The organism is Novosphingobium gossypii (genome assembly GCF_050433305.1).
Classification (GTDB): Bacteria; Pseudomonadota; Alphaproteobacteria; order Sphingomonadales; family Sphingomonadaceae; genus Novosphingobium; species Novosphingobium gossypii.
Window position 1 is genome coordinate 84,461 of record NZ_JBNPXM010000009.1, and the last position, 14,217, is coordinate 98,677.

Here is a 14,217-nt window from a genome sequence, read left to right on the forward strand (position 1 = left end):
CTTGTCCTCGCGTATGATTATTGGCTGGCGACCGGCTTGACCGGGCCCAGCGGTGGCGGGCTTTCGCCCAGCAGGTGTTGGGTGAAGTAGTCGCGCAGCTTCTTGAAGAAGAACGGCTGGTTGACCCTGTGCGTGGTGTTGAGCAGCACCACAAGGTCCACATCGCGCCCCGCGTCCATCAGCGCCTTGGCAAGGCGGAAGCTTTCGGTGACGGGCACGTTGTCGTCGATGTCGCCGTGGATCAGCAGCAGATGGCCCTTCAGTTGACTTGCCACGGACATGTTGGAATTGCGTTCCCACGTTGCCGCATCCGGATTGCCCATGGAAACCTCCGGCCACCACGTTTTGTCCAGCCTCAGGTCGTGGTTGCCGGACGAGGCGACGCCAACCTTGAAGAAGTCCGGACGCCGCAGCACGAAGCGTGCGGTGTCGTAGCCTCCGGCCGAGCCGCCGAACACGCCCACCCGGCTGGTGTCCATGTAGGGGTATCTGGCGGCCATCTGGCGGATCAGGGCGATGTGATCGTCAAGACCCACTTCGCCCAGGTTCTGGAACGCGGGAAGCCGGAAAGCCTGCCCGCGACGCGATGTGCCGGTGCCGTCGATCATCACCACGATCGCGCCGATCTGCGCCAGACTGTTGCCGCCAACGCGGCGCGCCTCGTTCCACGTTGCGGGCACGTCGGTGGTGGTCGGGCCGGTGTAGACGTTGTCGATCACCGGATAGCTGCGGCCGGGGTCGAAGTTCGCGGGGCGCAGGATCATGCCGTAGATCGGCGTCTTGCCGTCCGCGGCAAGGCCCTGGAACGGTTCGGGCGCGGTGTAGCCCCTTGCGCGCAGGCGGCTGTCGTCGGCCTTGGCAAGGTCCATCACGATGCGCCCCGTTGCGCCGTCCCGCAGTACGGCGCGGGTGGCGGAGACGGGGCTGGACATCTGATCGACGATCCACTTGCCGTCGGGCGAAACCTGCGCGTCGTGGTCGAGCGGCTCAGGCGTCAGTTCGGTGGGGGCGCCGCCAGCGACGGGCACCTTGTAGAGCGCGCGCCAGTACGGGTTGCGATCCGCCTCGCGCCCCACGCCGGTGACGATGAGGGAGGACTTGTCAGCGGCCACATGATCGACCGAGAGCACTTCCCACTGCCCCTGTGTGAGCGCGTTGCCGCCGTCCGGCGCGTCCGGCTTCACCAGATAGAGCTGCGCCCAGCCGCTGCGCTCGGAGATCGCCAGTTCGCCGCCCAGTTCGGGCGCGGGCATCAACATGCTGGAAGTGACAGTGACCACCGGCTTGATGGCCTCGTGCGCAACGATCCGCGCCTTGCCGGTGACCGGATCGGCGCGGTAGACCGCCTGCTGCGCATAGCCCCGCTCGGTCCACAGCATCCGCGGCTGGCCATCCACCCAGCCCATGTCGGGCGGCGCGGGGTAGAGGATCGATTCCGCCGGCATGGCGATGGGCACGATGCGTGCCTTGCCGGTCTTCATCGCCGCTTTCATGTCTATCACGAAGCGCGTCGCCTGCGGCAGTTTCTCCGCCCCGGCCAGCGGATAGACGTAGGAGAAGCTGCGCGGATAGAAGCTGCCGGGCGGGTTTTGCTGTGTGATCGACAGCTTGCGGACACCGCGCGTATCGAGGCGCCAGCTCAGCAGATAGCGCCCATCTGGCGACCATTGCGCCGACACCGGCATCGCCGGTTCCTCGGTCCCTTCGCGCAGGATATCGGACAGTTCGGGGATCGAGCGGCCATAGGGCTGTTCGCGCGTGCCGTCAGTGGTGAGCGGCACTTCGCGTCCGCTGGCAACGTCCACGGCCACAAGGTTGAAATCGCGTGCGACGATCCGCGTCCTGCCGTCGGGAGAGAGCAGGTCGAGTTCGCGGTGATCGGGCTTCTCGACCTCTACCGCCTTGCCGGCGGCGTCCATGCTCCACAATGCACCGTCGAAGGCGCGGAATTTCAGCGTATCCTCACCGGGATCATATACGACTTCGGCGAGCCGCGCCGCATCAAGCGTTACCGCGGTTCCCCTGGCCGCAGACAGCGCCGCCAGGAGGCCTGCGGTGGTGGCGATTTCCCGCTCTTTGCGCGTCGTCAGATCCAGCAGGCGATAATGCTGGTCCTGACGGTTGCCGGTGCGGTAGAACAGCCCGCCTTCGACAAAGCGCGGCGCGATGTCGGCATTGTCGACAAGATCACCCAGCGCGTTGCCCATGAAGGCGTCCGCCGCCGCATAGCGCTGTGCGATGCTGGTGGCGGGTTGCCCGACCTGTGCTTCTGGTCGTGCCTGCGCCGCCATGGGCGCATAGGCCCACGCCAGCGCCATGAGGCTGATCGACCGGGACATTCTGGAAGAAACAAAGGTCACCGCTGAAGCCCGTCGCCCTGTTGAACTGCGGACTGTTCATGACCGCCAGTTGCACCAGCGTCAAGAACATTATACGATATATGATCTGATCTTTAACGCCTGTTCTTATTCGCGATGCGTGTTAGGAAGCGTTACGAATGAAGAAGGCGAACAGCATGGCCGATCGCGACGCAGGAGAGGAAACAGGCGGGCTTCCGCTACCGAGCGGCCGATTGCACCATGTGGTGGCGCAGCGGCTTGCGACGCAGATCGTCAGCGGCGACGCGATCCCCGGTCAGGTCTTTCCTCCCGAAGTCGAACACGCCGAATTGCTGGGCGTATCGCGCTCCGTACTGCGCGAGGCATTCCGGATGCTCACTGCCAAGGGGCTGGTCAGCAGCCGTCCCAAGGCGGGCACGCGGATCAACGAGCGGCGCAAGTGGAACCTGCTCGATCCCGATGTGCTGGCATGGCAGATCCAGTGCGGGGCCAGCGACGAATTCCTGCGCGACCTGTTCGAACTGCGCCTGATGGTAGAGCCGCAGGCGGCGGAAATGGCCGCGCTGCGCCGGGACGAGGGGCAGCTTATCGATATGGCCAATGCCCTCGACACGATGGAGCGTTTTACCCTCTCCACGCCAAAGGGGCGGGCCGCAGACATTCGCTTCCACGAACTGCTGATGGAGGCCACCCGCAACGAGATGCTGCTGGCCCTGTCGAACTCGATTTCGACCGCGATCGCCTCCACCACCGCAATCAAGCAGGCACTCGACGGTTCCCCGCGCGACGCCATGCCCGAGCATCGCGCACTTTATACCCATATCGCCGACGCGAACCCGAAGCAGGCACGCAAGGCGATGATAACGCTGATCGAACTGGCTCACGCCGACACCCGGATCGCGCTGCGCCGCTGACAGGCGGACCGCGCCATCGACGGGCCAAGCGGGCTTGACTCTGCCGACCCGCCTTCTATCAATAACGTATACGATATTCGATAGGAGTTATGAGGGCATGAAGGCCAATCGGCGCGAATGGATGGCGGGCGTTGCCGCGCTGGCGATCTGCTCTGTTCCCCTGAAGGGCTTCGCGGCGATCGTCGCACCCAAGGTGCCGCTGCGTGCCACGCCGCTGCCGCTGACCGACGTGCGACTGCGCCCCTCCGCGTTCGCGACGGCAGTGGAAGTCAACATCGACTACCTGATGTCGCTCAGCCCGGACCGCTTCCTGCACAACTTCCGCAAGTATGCGGGGCTTGAGCCCAAGGCGCCGATCTATGGCGGGTGGGAATCCGATACAATCGCGGGCCACACGCTGGGCCACTACATGACCGCGCTGGTGCTTGGCTGGCAGCAGACCGGCAACCCCGAATGCCGCCGCCGGGCCGATTACATCGTCGATGAACTGGCGCTGTGCCAGTCGAAGCGCAGCGACGGCTATATCGGCGCGCTGGGTCGCAAGACCAAGGACGGCAAGATCGTGGATGGCGAGGCGATCTTCCCCGAAGTCATGAAGGGGCAGATCAAGTCAGGCGGGTTCGACCTCAACGGTTCGTGGTCGCCGCTCTACACCGTGCACAAGTATTTCGCAGGCCTGCTGGATGTCCATGCCGCCTGGGGCAACGCGCGCGCACTGGGGGTCGTGATCGGCCTTGGCGGCTATTTCGAGAAGGTCTTCGCCGCGCTCGACGATGCACAGATGCAGGAACTGCTGGGCTGCGAATACGGCGGTCTGAACGAAAGCTATGCCGAACTCTATGCCCGGACCGGCGACTTGCGCTGGCTCAAGGTGGCGGAGCGCATCTTCGACAACAAGGTGCTCGGCCCGCTGGTGGCGCAGGAGGACAAGCTTGCGAACTTCCACGCCAACACGCAGGTGCCCAAGCTGATCGGCCTGGGTCGCATCCACGAACTGACCGGCAGGGAAGACCCCGGCCGGGCCGCGCGCTTTTTCTGGGAACGGGTGACGCAGCATCACAGCTACGTGATCGGCGGCAATGCGGACCGCGAATACTTCTTCGAACCGGACACCGTGGCGCTGCACCTGACGGAATCGACGTGCGAGCACTGCAACACCTACAACATGCTCAAGCTGACGCGTCAGCTCTATGGGTGGCAGCCTGACGGTGCATTGTTCGACTATTACGAACGCGCGCACCTGAACCATGTGCTGTCGGCGCAGAACCCGGCGACCGGCGGCTTCACGTACATGACGCCGATGATGAGCGGCGCCGCGCGCGGCTATTCGGGACCGGGCGAGGAGGCGTTCTGGTGCTGCGTGGGTTCCGGCATGGAGAGCCACGCCAAGCACGGCGATTCCATCTACTGGGCCGGGAATGACAAGACAGGCGGCGATACGCTGTTCGTCAACCTCTACATCCCGTCCACCGTGCAGTGGCGGGCCAAGGGCGTTGCCGCCAGCATCGACACCGAATATCCCTTCAAGCCGGAGGTCCGCTTCACACTGGATGCGGTGAAGCAGGGCAAGTTCACGCTGGCGCTGCGCATTCCCGCATGGACGAACGGCCGGGCGACGGTGACCGTCAACGGCGCAGCCGTGCCCGCGACGCCTACCAACGGCTATGCCTTCATTGACCGGCGCTGGAAGAAGGGCGATGTGGTGGCGCTGAACCTGCCGCTCGACCTGCGGCTTGAAGCGGCGCCGGGATCGGCAGACGTGGTAGCCGTGGTGCGCGGGCCGATGGTGCTGGCCGCCGATCTCGGCCCGACCGAGACGGAGTGGACCGGCGTGGAACCGGCGATGGTCGGCGAGAACCCGCTGGCGGCTTTCGTGCCGATGGTATCGGACAAGCCGCGCTTCCAGACCACCGGCATCATCCGTCCCGCGAACCTCAACTTCGTGCCGTTCTACAGCCAGTATGAGCGCCGTAGCGCGGTCTACTTCAAGCGCTTCACCGAAAGCGGCTGGAAGACCGAGGAAGCCGCCTTCCTGGCCGAGCAGGCCCGCCAGAAGGACATCGTCGCCCGCTCGATCGACATCATGCACCTGGGCGAAATGCAGCCCGAGCGCGACCACGGCCTGACCTCCGAGCTCTCCTACCCGGCTTCGTACCGCGGGCGGAACGGACGCGATGCGCGTTCGGGCGGCTACTTCGAGTTCACGATGAAGGTGAAGCCTGGCCCGCTGCTGCTTCAGGCAAGCTACTGGGGCAGCGAGCGTTCGCGCACGTTCGACATTCTGGTCGATGACGTGAAGATCGCGACGCAGAAACTGGACAACGACCGTCCGGGCAAGTTCTTCGACGTTGATTATCCGCTGCCCGAGGCGCTGACTAGGGCCAAGAGCAGCGTCAAGGTGCGCTTCGTACCCGCCGACCGCAGTTCCGCCGGGCCGGTTTTCGGCGTGCGCCTGTTCACTGCAAAGGCCGATACCGCAAAGTGAGCGAGACCGATCAAATCGTACTGACGCTGGAGGAGGCTGACGCGCTGGCGCGCACGGTGCTGCAGGCGTGGGGGCTGGCGCCGGACCATGCCGCTGCCGTGGCGCAGACCATGGTGGCGGGCGAGCGCGATGGGTGCACGTCCCACGGGCTGTACCGCCTGCTGGTGGCGGCGAACTCGGTCGAGCGTGGGGTGGTAGTACCCGATGCCGTGCCGCAGGTGAGCGAACCCGCCCCCGCGCTGGTGCGGGTGGACGGGAAGGGCGGCTTTGCCCAGCTTCCCTTCGCGCAGGGCATGCCGCTGCTGGTGGAGAAGGCCCGCCGCTACGGCATTGCGGCGATGGCGCTCAACAACGTGGTGCACTTCGCCGCGCTGTGGCCGGAGGTGGAGGCGCTGGCGGAGCAGGGACTGGTGGCGCTGGCCTTCACCCCCAGCCACGCCTGGGTCGCGCCCGAAGGGGGCACGCAGCCGGTGTTCGGCACCAACCCTATCGCCTTCGGCTGGCCGCGTCCGGGCGGCGCGCCCTTCGTATTCGACTTTGCGACGAGCGCGGTAGCGCGCGGCGAGATCGAGCTGCACCGCCGGGCGGGCAAGGCCATCCCGCCGGACTGGGGCTATGACGCGCAGGGCAACCCTTCGACCGATGCCAAGGCAGTGCTGGACGGCGCGATGCGCACGTTCGGCGCGCACAAGGGATCGGCGCTGGCGGCACTGGTGGAACTGGTCGCAGGTCCGCTGATCGGCGACATGACCAGCGCGGAATCGCTGGCGGCGGATAAGGGACGCGGCGGCTCTCCGCTGGGCGGCGAGCTGATCGTGGCGATCGATCCGGCAGGGTTCCTTGGCGCCGGGGTGCAGGACCACCTGCGCCGCGCAGAAGCGATGTTTGAAGCGATCGAGGGGCAGGGCGCGCGCCTTCCCGGATCGCGGCGGCTGGTCGCGCGGGCGCGTTCGGACGCGGAGGGACTGCGCATCCCGGCCCGGCTGCATCAGGATATTCTGGAAGTTCTCGAAAGGGGAAATGACGTGAACGGAACGGTCGGGCGGACCCTGCTGATGGCGGGCGCGGCTCTTGCGGCGACGCCTGCGGCCTTCGTCGCCGCGCCTGCGACGGCGAAAGTTGAGGCTGCGGCGAAGACTTCCGGGGCCAGCGAGGCGGACAAGGCGTTCGAGGCGATCTACACCGCGGAATACGAATGGCGCCAGAAGCAGTTCGGCCCCTGCGAAGACACGCCAAGGGATGCCAAGGTCGCGCTGCCCGACGTCGGACCCGAAGCGCAGGCGCAGCGGCTGGCGTGCTGGGAAAAGGTGGAAAAGCAGCTTGCGGCGATCCGGCAGGACCGGCTGTCGCCCGCCAACCGCATCAATCTTGCGGTCTACAAGAGCCAGATCGATGCGCTGCTGGCGTCGCAGCGATACCGTGATTACGAGAAGCCGTTCAATGCCGACACCAGCTTCTGGGGCGATCTGGCCGACTGGGCGCGTAATCCGCTGAAGGACAAGGCCGCGGCGGACGACTATCTCGAGATGCTGCGCGGCATTCCGCGGTACTACGACCAGCAGATCGTCAACATGCGTGCCGGCCTGGCGCGCGGCTTCACCGCGCCGCAGGTGACGCTCGCCGGACGCGATAAGGGCATCGAACTGGTGCTGCAGGCGAAGACGCCGGAAACCTCGCCCTTCTACGAGCCGTTCGTGCGCCTGCCCGCCACCATCCCGGCGGATGAACAGGAAAAACTGCGTGCAGAGGCCCGCAAGGCGATCACCGAGGGCGTCGTCCCGGCCCACGCAAAGCTGCTGGCCTTCATGCGCGGCGAGTACGAAGCGGGCGCGCGCAAGTCGCTGGCAGCCTATGCCCTGCCCGATGGTAAGGCGTACTACCGATCGAAGATCCGCGAGTTCGTCACGCTGGACAAGAGCCCGGACGAGATCCACCGGATCGGCCTTTCCGAAATGGCCCGCATCCGCACGCAGATGAACGAGGTCATGGCCCAGGTTGCGTTCAAGGGCGACCTGAAGGCCTTCCTGCACTTCCTGCGCACCGACCCGCAGTTCTATCCCAAGACTCCGAACGAACTGCTCTATCGCGCCGCATGGATCGCCAAGACCTTCGATGGCAAGGCCGCGCAGTTCTTCGGGCGGATGCCGCGCAGCCGGTTCGCGATCAAGCCGGTGCCGGACGACATCGCCCCGTTCTATACCGGCGGGCGCGGCGGTCCGGGCATCTACTCGGTCAACACTTACGATCTGCCATCGCGTCCGTTCTACTCGCAAATCGCGCTGACGCTGCACGAAAGCGCGCCCGGCCATGCATGGCAGATGCCGCTGGCCGCCGAGAACGCCGACTTGCCTGCCTTCCGCCGCGACACCTACCTTCCCGCCTATGGGGAAGGCTGGGCGCTGTACTGCGAAGCGCTGGGAGAGGACATGGACATGTACGAGACGCCCTACGACCGGTTCGGCATGCTCAGCTATCAGGCATGGCGCGCATCGCGTCTCGTGGTGGATACCGGCATCCATGCAATGGGCTGGTCGCGCGAACAGGCGCAGCAGTACCTGCGCGACAACACCGCGCTGTCCGACCACGAGATCGAGACCGAGGTGGACCGCTACATCTCCTGGCCGGGTCAGGCGCTGTCGTACTACATGGGCCAGCTTGCCTTCGTGGATGCGCGCCACAAGGCGGAAAAGGCGCTGGGTCCAAAGTTCAACATCCGCGCGTTCCACGATGCGGTGCTCGAACTGGGCGGCGTTCCGCTGCCGCTGATCGACCAGCGCATCGACACGCTGATAAAGGACGAGGGCAAGGGGCCTTATCCCGATGAGGAATGATCGCAAGGTCTGCGTCCTCCTTGCCGGCCTCGCCGCCGGAGCCCTCGCGGCTCCGGCGGTCGCGCAGGACGCGCGCGAACTGACCGTACCGGGTAATCCGATCCTGGCGGACGGGGATTACTATTCGACCGACCCCGCGCCCTTAGTGGCGGACGGTGCCTTGTGGATCCTGGCGGGGCGTGACGAAGCCGCGCCGGACGTCAACGACTTCATCATGCCCGAATGGCAATTGCTGAAGACCGCCGATCCCGCATCGGGCAAGTGGACGCATTATCCCGCGATCATCAAGCCCGAGAACGTCTTCGCCTGGGCCGAGCCGGCGCGCGCCTATGCCGGCCAGATCGTGCAGGGGCCGGACAAGCGCTACTACCTCTACGCCCCGGTGCTGGAGAAAGGCAGCGACGCGCAGGACCGCTTCGCGATCGGCGTGGCGGTGGCGGAAAGCCCCACCGGCCCCTGGCGCGACGCGCACCCTTCGGGGCCGATCATATCGCAGCGGGTACCTGAGCCGAACGACATCCAGAACATCGATCCCACCGTGCTGATCGACGATGACGGGCGGGTCTACATCTACTGGGGCACCTTCGGGAAGCTGCGCGGCATGGAACTGGCCCGCGACATGGTGACACCCAGGGGCTTGCAATGGAAGGTCGATGGGCTGGACGGCTTCTTCGAGGCGCCGTGGATCATGAAGCGCAAGGGCGCCTATTACATGCTTTATGCGGGCAACAAGGCCGGCCCCACGTCCGACTGCACTCCTGCGGTATATCATGCCTGCATCGCCTATGGCACCGCGCCGTCGCCCACCGGGCCGTGGACCTATCGCGGCATCGTGCTGAAACCGGTTTCCTCGACCACGTCGCATCCCGGTGCGGTGGAGTTCAAGGGGAAGTGGTACCTTGCCTATCACACCGCGGACGGCGCGGGCGGCGGGCACTTTCGCCGCAGTGTCGCAGTCGATCCCATGGAATGGGACGACAGCGTGACGCCTGCGCGTATCCGCACTGTCGTTCCCACTCGCAGGCCGGTGCCGCCGCCGCCGTCCAGCCGGAACATCGCGCGCGCCGCCTGGGCGACGGCGTCCAACGATCCGGTGCCGGTGCAGTTCTGGATCAAGGCGCTCAACGACGGGATCGTCAGGGCCGCGCCTCTGCCGCCCGACATGTGGGGCAGCTGGATGCCGGAAAATCCACCGCGGCAGTGGATCGAATACCGCTGGGACAGGCCGGTCACGATCGACGGTTCGCGTATATGGTTCTGGAACGACCAGCCCGCCGGATCGGGCGTGGGCGTTGCGCCGCCCAAGGCATGGCATCTGGAATACTGGAGCCCGCGAGGGTGGAAGCCAGTGCCGCACGCGCGTGGCTATGGCGTTGCCGCCGGGGCCTGGCAGCAGGTTGCGTTCAAGGCGCTCACCACCCGTTGTCTGCGTGCCGTGATGGACGCATCGAGCGATGGCGCACACAACGCCGCGCTTGCCGTTCAGGAATGGGAGGTGCTGGCGCCCGGCATCCGCCCCGTCGATTTACGCGGGTCCGAGGCACCGCCACCGCCCTGCGACTAACCGTAACCCCGGCGAATAATAAGGAAAAGGCGTGGGTTATGGCCCACGCCTTTTTCGTATTGGCAGGGCGTTCAAGCGAGCGCCCAATTGTCCGACTAAAAATTCACGAAACAGCCACAATCGGCTTGACTCTCTTCAGATACCATAAGAAGTATACGATATAAATTGAAGGTGCCGCAGCAAGGTGCCGGGCGATCTGACAGGGGGTTTGCGATGATGTTCCTAAAAGCCTTGAAGTTCTCGACTGCGTTGTCGTCAGTTTTGATCGCCGCGACAGGCGCTCCAGCCTTTGCGCAAGTTGCGGAGGGGGCCGCATCCTCTGACGACACGGGCAAGACGGACATTGTCGTGACCGGCGTTCGCGGAAGTGTAGAGGCTGCGGCAACCAAAAAGAAGAACTCAAAGCAGATAGTAGATTCGGTCGTTGCCGAGGACGTCGGTAAATTGCCGGACAATAACGTGCCAGAAGCGCTTGCCCGCGTAACCGGCGTTCAGATCGAACGCGCACGCGGTCAGGGGCAGAGCGTCACTATTCGCGGCCTGGCCGAAGTGCAGACCACGATCAACGGCAACAACACCAACCTGGGCGAAGGTCGCTCGCTGAACCTGTCGGATGTCCCGGCAGAGCTTCTTAAGCAGGTGGACGTCTACAAGACGCGGACCGCTGACCAGGTCGAAGGCGGCATCGCGGGCACCGTGAACGTGGAACTGCGCCGTCCTTTCGACCTCAAGAAGGGCTGGACGATCGCGGGCAGCGTGCGCGGTTCCTATGATGATATTTCCGAGAAGGTCAGCCCCTACGGCAGCCTTCTGGTAGCCAACCGCTTCGAAACCGGGATCGGCGAGATCGGGTTCCTGGTCAACGCATCGTGGACCAAGACCAACTACCGTGAAAACTACATCGAAAGCGAATCCCCGTTAGAGCGGACGTTGACCGATGGTTCCACCGTCGTCATCCCCTACCGCGCCTATTATGGCATCGAGCAGGGCAGCGTTAAGCGCCCGTCGGTCAATGCCGTGCTGCAATGGCAGGCCAGCGACACGCTCGATCTGGTCCTCGAAGGCGGCTACCTGGGATCGCGTGAAAAGCGTTCCGTAGAGCGTCTCTACGTGCAGGACATGAACGTAGCTGGCTCTCTCAGCGACGTCGTGCTGATGCCCGATGGCCGTACCGTGAAGTCTGCTACGATCAGCGCCCCGGCGGGTATCCCGGCGGGCATCGACACGCAGTACAACACCTTCCATTCCAACCTCTATACCTCCAACCTGGAAGCCCATTACAATTCGGGTATCGTTCATCTGAACGCGAGCGCGCAATACAATCAGTCGAACGAAGGCAATTACTTCGTGGAGACGATCCTGCGTCCGGGCACGCTGACGTCCGCGAACATCGACTTTGCCTCTGACGTCTATGGCAAGGGCGCCCCATCGATCTCGTTCAACGGCGTGGATCTGAATGACCTGTCCAGGTACGTGGTTGAACGTTTTCAGGACAATCGCGGCGGCTCGAAGAACCGCGAGTTTGCGGCGCAGCTCGACCTGACGCTTGACGTGTCGTCCACCGGTTTCCTGCGCAACATCCAGGTCGGCAGCCGCTACAACCGGCGTAATACCAGCCGTTACTACGGCTATCGTGACGGCTTCCCGAAGGTGAACGGGGCCTATGCGCCGTTCAGCACGTTCCCCGGCGCGGATATGGCTTCGCTGATCGGCCCGAACATCGGCGGATCGAACACGCAATGGTATCGGATCCCCGGCGCTGACGTTCTGTCCAATATCGCGTCGATCCGCGAATACATCCAGCAATACGATCCAGCCAACGCCGAACGCTTCTCCAGCGAATTTCCGCCGAGTGACAGCGGCCAGACCTTCAGGTCGATCGAAAACAACTTCGCAGCCTACGTACAGGCCAACTATGCGTTCGACGTTGGCAGCGTCACCATCGACGGTCTTGCCGGTGTGCGTTACACCAACACCTGGGGCTCGTCGGAAAGCTTCAACTTCCGTCCGGGCGATGCGACCAACGGTTTCGAGGACATCGTGCAGGCCTCGCCGGGCAGGGGCAATTACTACAGCCTGCTGCCCAGCTTCACCTCGACCATCCACTTTTCGCCCAAGGCGCAGGTGCGGCTTTCCTACACCACCAATGTCAGCCGCCCCAGCTTCTACGATTCGCGCCCGTTCTACTTTGCCGAAACCCGTGGCACGTCGCCCATCGTCTTTGCAGGCAACCCGCAGCTGAAGGCGCAGCGCGAACGCGCCTTCGACGTCAGCGCCGAATACTACTTCGGTCGTGGCGGTCAGATCTCGCTGGCGGGGTACTACAAGAAGGCCACCGGCTTCCTCTACTACAGCCGCGAGAGTGCGACGGCGGAGCAGTTGCTGGCTTACGGGATCGACCTGTCTGACTATCCGTCCGGGCAAGGCTTCATCGAGCAGCAGCGCAATGCCGGTGACGGAACGTTCGTGGGCATGGAAGGCACGGTCCAGTCGTTCTTCGACTTCCTGCCCGGCGCGCTCAGCAACTTCGGCGTCAGCCTGAACGCCAGCCACATCTTCAAGGCCCGTATCGAATATCCCTATCCGGAGGACTTCCCCGGCGCCTTCGATTCGCCGAACACCTCCAAGTGGACGGCAAACGCCACCCTGTTCTACGATACGCCCAAGTTCAGCGCGCGTGTCGCTTACAACTGGCGCTCCTCGTATCGCATGGGGATCTGGCAGCAGAACCCTGAATATTCGCCCTACCAGGACGATACGTTCAAGCTCGATGCAGCGGTAAACTATACGCCGGTTCCGTTCATGACGCTGTCGTTGGAAGCCTCGAACATCCTGGGCAACGACGTTTATCGCTATCACGGCCAGCAGGCGCTTCTGCCGCTGGGCGTGCGCACCTTGGCGCGCACAGTTCAGGGCAGCGTCCGCTTCCGTCTGTGACACCGTCCATGGCGCGCGATCCCGCCCCGGCGCCATAAACCGAACAGCCGCGCCCGTTCTGGCGCGGCTGTTTTCGCATGTACGCCCCTCAACATGCGCACGATCGCAATCGCGCCAAACCGATGTGCAAATGCGAAAAGAGCAATTGCGGTACGAAAAATAATATCGTATACGATATTTCAAGGTAACACGCAGCAGGAACGACATACATGGCAATCGGTTGGAAGGGTGTTTTCCCGGCAGTCACCACGCAGCTTCGCGCAGACCTGTCGATCGATCTGGCGGATACCCAGCGCGTCGTCGACGATCTGGTTCGCGATGGTGTCACGGGCGTGATCGCCCTGGGCACCGTGGGTGAGAACAACTCGCTGGAATTCGAGGAAAAGGTTCAGGTTCTCTCGGCCATCGTTGAGGTGGTGGACGGACGAGTGCCGGTCATCACCGGCTGTTCCGAATACGATACCCGCCGCGCCTCTCGCTATGCGCAGGCTGCGGAAAAGGCGGGGGCGGACGGCCTCATGCTGCTGCCGCCGATGGTCTATGTACCCAAGGCGCACGAACTGGTCGCGCATTTCAAGGGCGTGGCCGAGAGCACCGGCCTGCCGATCATGCTCTACAACAATCCGCCCGCCTACCGCACCGTCATCGACAGGGACGTGCTGGCCGCGCTGGTCGATGTGGCCAACATCGTCGCAGTCAAGGAATCCGCGCCGGACACGCGCCGCTTCACCGACTTCAAGAACGAGTTCGGCGACCGCTACGTGCTCTTTGCAGGCCTCGACGACGTGGCGCTCGAAGGGCTCTATCTGGGTGCGCAGGGCTGGGTTTCCGGTCTCACCAACGCCTTCCCCAAGGAATCCGTGGAACTGGTCAACGCCTTTGCGCGTGGCGACCATGCCAAGGCGCTGGAAATCTATCGCTGGTTCATGCCGCTCCTCCACCTCGACGCCGAGCACGATCTGGTCCAGTCGATCAAGCTGGCCGAGGAAGTCATGGGCCGTGGTTCGGAGCGCGTGCTGCCGCCGCGTTACGTGCTGCAGGGCGAACGCCGCGCCGAAGTGATCGCGATGGTCGAGAAGGCCGCCGCGACCCGCCCGGACCTCACCCCCTCGGCACCCGCCGCCCTCACGGCAGCCTGAAGGAGCAT

Annotated in this window: 6 protein-coding genes and 2 pseudogenes; 7 read left to right on the forward strand and 1 reads right to left on the reverse strand. The window is 64.3% G+C overall.

Annotated elements, in window-relative coordinates:
- Window positions 1-17 precede the first annotated feature (17 nt).
- Window positions 18-2,339 (reverse strand): S9 family peptidase, encoded by a 2,322-nt coding sequence (locus GGR40_RS16285; protein ID WP_429277304.1) that lies wholly within the window; start codon window positions 2,337-2,339, stop codon window positions 18-20.
- 176 nt (window positions 2,340-2,515) lie between these two features.
- On the opposite strand from GGR40_RS16285, the gene GGR40_RS16290 reads away from it, so the two are divergent.
- The 7 genes and pseudogenes from GGR40_RS16290 (at window position 2,516) to GGR40_RS16320 (ending at window position 14,209) form a co-directional block, all read left to right on the forward strand.
- A complete protein-coding gene (locus GGR40_RS16290) occupies window positions 2,516-3,253 on the forward strand; it encodes a FadR/GntR family transcriptional regulator (RefSeq protein WP_429277305.1) in 738 nt (245 codons plus the stop codon).
- A 97-nt stretch (window positions 3,254-3,350) separates the two neighbouring features.
- Complete coding sequence (locus tag GGR40_RS16295) at window positions 3,351-5,738, forward strand: beta-L-arabinofuranosidase domain-containing protein (RefSeq protein ID WP_429277306.1); 2,388 nt, start codon at window positions 3,351-3,353, stop codon at window positions 5,736-5,738.
- Window positions 5,735-6,736 (forward strand): annotated as a pseudogene (locus GGR40_RS16300) (Ldh family oxidoreductase); the annotation flags it as partial. The gene GGR40_RS16295 and the pseudogene GGR40_RS16300, both read left to right, overlap by 4 nt.
- Window positions 6,737-6,994: 258 nt before the next feature.
- Window positions 6,995-8,569, forward strand: a pseudogene (locus GGR40_RS16305) (DUF885 domain-containing protein); the annotation flags it as partial.
- A complete protein-coding gene (locus tag GGR40_RS16310) occupies window positions 8,559-10,133 on the forward strand; it encodes a family 43 glycosylhydrolase (protein ID WP_429277307.1) in 1,575 nt (524 codons plus the stop codon). The pseudogene GGR40_RS16305 and the gene GGR40_RS16310, both read left to right, overlap by 11 nt.
- 216 nt (window positions 10,134-10,349) lie before the next feature.
- Window positions 10,350-13,070 carry a TonB-dependent receptor gene (locus tag GGR40_RS16315; protein ID WP_429277389.1) on the forward strand — a complete coding sequence of 907 codons (2,721 nt, stop codon included), beginning with the start codon at window positions 10,350-10,352 and terminating at the stop codon, window positions 13,068-13,070.
- A gap of 209 nt (window positions 13,071-13,279) precedes the next feature.
- Window positions 13,280-14,209 (forward strand): dihydrodipicolinate synthase family protein, encoded by a 930-nt coding sequence (locus GGR40_RS16320; RefSeq protein ID WP_429277308.1) that lies wholly within the window; start codon window positions 13,280-13,282, stop codon window positions 14,207-14,209.
- Window positions 14,210-14,217: the final 8 nt, after the last annotated feature.

Bases quoted from the DNA above. Each gene is read 5' to 3' on its own strand.
- GGR40_RS16285 (WP_429277304.1), bottom strand. From the start codon at position 2,339: ATGTCCCGGTCGATCAGCCTCATGGCGCTGGCGTGGGCCTATGCGCCC.
- GGR40_RS16290 (WP_429277305.1), top strand. From the start codon at position 2,516: ATGGCCGATCGCGACGCAGGAGAGGAAACAGGCGGGCTTCCGCTACCG.
- GGR40_RS16295 (WP_429277306.1), top strand. From the start codon at position 3,351: ATGAAGGCCAATCGGCGCGAATGGATGGCGGGCGTTGCCGCGCTGGCG.
- GGR40_RS16310 (WP_429277307.1), top strand. From the start codon at position 8,559: ATGAGGAATGATCGCAAGGTCTGCGTCCTCCTTGCCGGCCTCGCCGCC.
- GGR40_RS16315 (WP_429277389.1), top strand. From the start codon at position 10,350: ATGTTCCTAAAAGCCTTGAAGTTCTCGACTGCGTTGTCGTCAGTTTTG.
- GGR40_RS16320 (WP_429277308.1), top strand. From the start codon at position 13,280: ATGGCAATCGGTTGGAAGGGTGTTTTCCCGGCAGTCACCACGCAGCTT.